General features: G+C 60.7%; 2 protein-coding genes. One reads left to right on the forward strand and one right to left on the reverse strand.

Features of this window, described 5'->3' with window-relative positions; genetic code table 11:
• Positions 1-183 (forward strand): hypothetical protein (locus AC1DEY_RS23190; protein ID WP_476870049.1); only part of this gene is annotated, 183 nt, incomplete at its 5' end.
• Between the two features lie 52 nt (positions 184-235).
• On the opposite strand, the gene AC1DEY_RS23195 is transcribed toward AC1DEY_RS23190, so the two are convergent.
• A complete protein-coding gene (locus AC1DEY_RS23195; protein WP_476870050.1) occupies positions 236-619 on the reverse strand; it encodes a Gfo/Idh/MocA family oxidoreductase in 384 nt (127 codons plus the stop codon).
• Between the last annotated feature and the right edge of the window lie 1,058 nt (positions 620-1,677).

Here is a 1,677-nt window from a genome sequence, read left to right on the forward strand (position 1 = left end):
CTCCCCACAAATCTGACTGACACATCCGGTGCCCGCCAGTGGCTGAAGGAGAAGGACATGGAACCGCACATCATTAAAAACCCAGCCGACGTCCTCAGTTTTGTAGGGCGCACCCTTGGGTTCTGGCCGCAGGAAAGCCTCGAGTCACCCTGGATGCCAACCGCGTCGGCGCAACACTCATAGTCGACCTTCCGACACACGAGGGCGGACTCATGTACGCACGCATAGTGGCCGACTACCTCGCCCACGATGCCAGCGCCGTCAGCGTGCTCTTCGCCCTGTACACACCCGAGCCCCAAACACCCGGACAGCCCAAACCGCACGCAGCAACCATCGAAGCACCAACGTGCGCTTGCCGAGCGCGGGGATGATCATCCTTGACGGCCTCCTCATCGGAGACAAGACCGTTTTCCAGTACGATGGCAATCCCGCGGGGGCTTTGCGAAGGCATGCCGCGACGCGAATCGACGGTTGCGCCGCCCGGCTTTTCCACTACTACCGACTTTCCCGCGGCGAGGGCCCGCAGGGCGTGGGGAACCATGTCCTTGCTCTTGGAATGGACCATGACTGCGTTGATGAGCCCGTCCTGGAGCACTCCGTCGATATCGCGCGGCTCCATGTCCTACTTGTCGGTGAAGTACTGCAGCCGCGGATCGTCGCCTGCGGCGGCCACCACYTCGACTCCTTCGATCTCGCGGAGGGCACGAACCCGGGCAGAGGCGTGGGGGTGGGTGATTCCCAGGAGTCCTACTACGAGCGGTCCAACGGGATGTCTCCTATCGATTCTTGTGACAAGCTTCGGTTAAGGGGTGACCAAGGAGCTTGCCTGCGCGACCTGCCGGGGTTTTTCTCCATGCGAGGTGCCCTCTTCTGTGAGGAGTTGATTTCAGTGCCGTGTGGCAGGGCGCGAGTTCGCGCCAGGCGTCGGCTCCTCCTGCCACCAGCCTTCCCAAGGAAATGAAGCAAGGACTCCCTGGGGGAACCCCGCATCCTCAGGGTCATGGGACAACGCGCTGCCGTCGCTTCCGTAACCAGCCCCATCGACAAGAACCGAAACAAGGTTGAGCAGCATTATCATCGTCCTCCGAGGTGAAATGAGTGAGCTCAATGAGCTGGTCCTGAGCGCTGGGCCAGGTCGATCGGATCAACGTACGTTTTGTGAACCTCGGCTTTGGTAAACAATCGGCGGCCCGTGCCGTCGCTCAGGAGCAGCCAGAGGTACTCGCCGTCAGCGGATACGGTGTCGACAGTTCCGGTGTGCGAAGTCTTCCCGGACAGCAGCAATACAAAGTCGCCCGGGCTTAGTTCGGTCCAATGGACAGGAGTGGTCGCAGTGCTTGGTTGCGCCTCACCTGCAGGTCCTCGCCAACGGTAGCGAGTGGATGACGAATTCAACCGGGACTCCGTTCCATATTCCGTAAGTGCACGTGGTCACTCTCTTCTTCAGCTGCCGATTTTCGGCTGTACGCAGGCAGAGCCAAAGCATGCGTTTCCGCTGCCGACGGACAGTGTCCGCCCGGGCTTATGCGACCGGCGAGACAGAGTCGTCCGGGCCCTGGCTTCGCCGGCCGACCACCACCCAAATGGCAATGCAGTCTTCAGTGAATGGGTTGCTAAGCCGGTGAGGGACGGAAGATAAGAAATTGATGCTGTCCCCGGCGTTAAGCGTTCCTGATG

Source organism: Arthrobacter sp. 05T47, from assembly GCF_056395825.1.

What these genes read in the sequence shown, in the direction of transcription:
- AC1DEY_RS23195 (WP_476870050.1), bottom strand. Translation starts at nt 619, where the DNA reads ATGGAGCCGCGCGATATCGACGGAGTGCTCCAGGACGGGCTCATCAAC.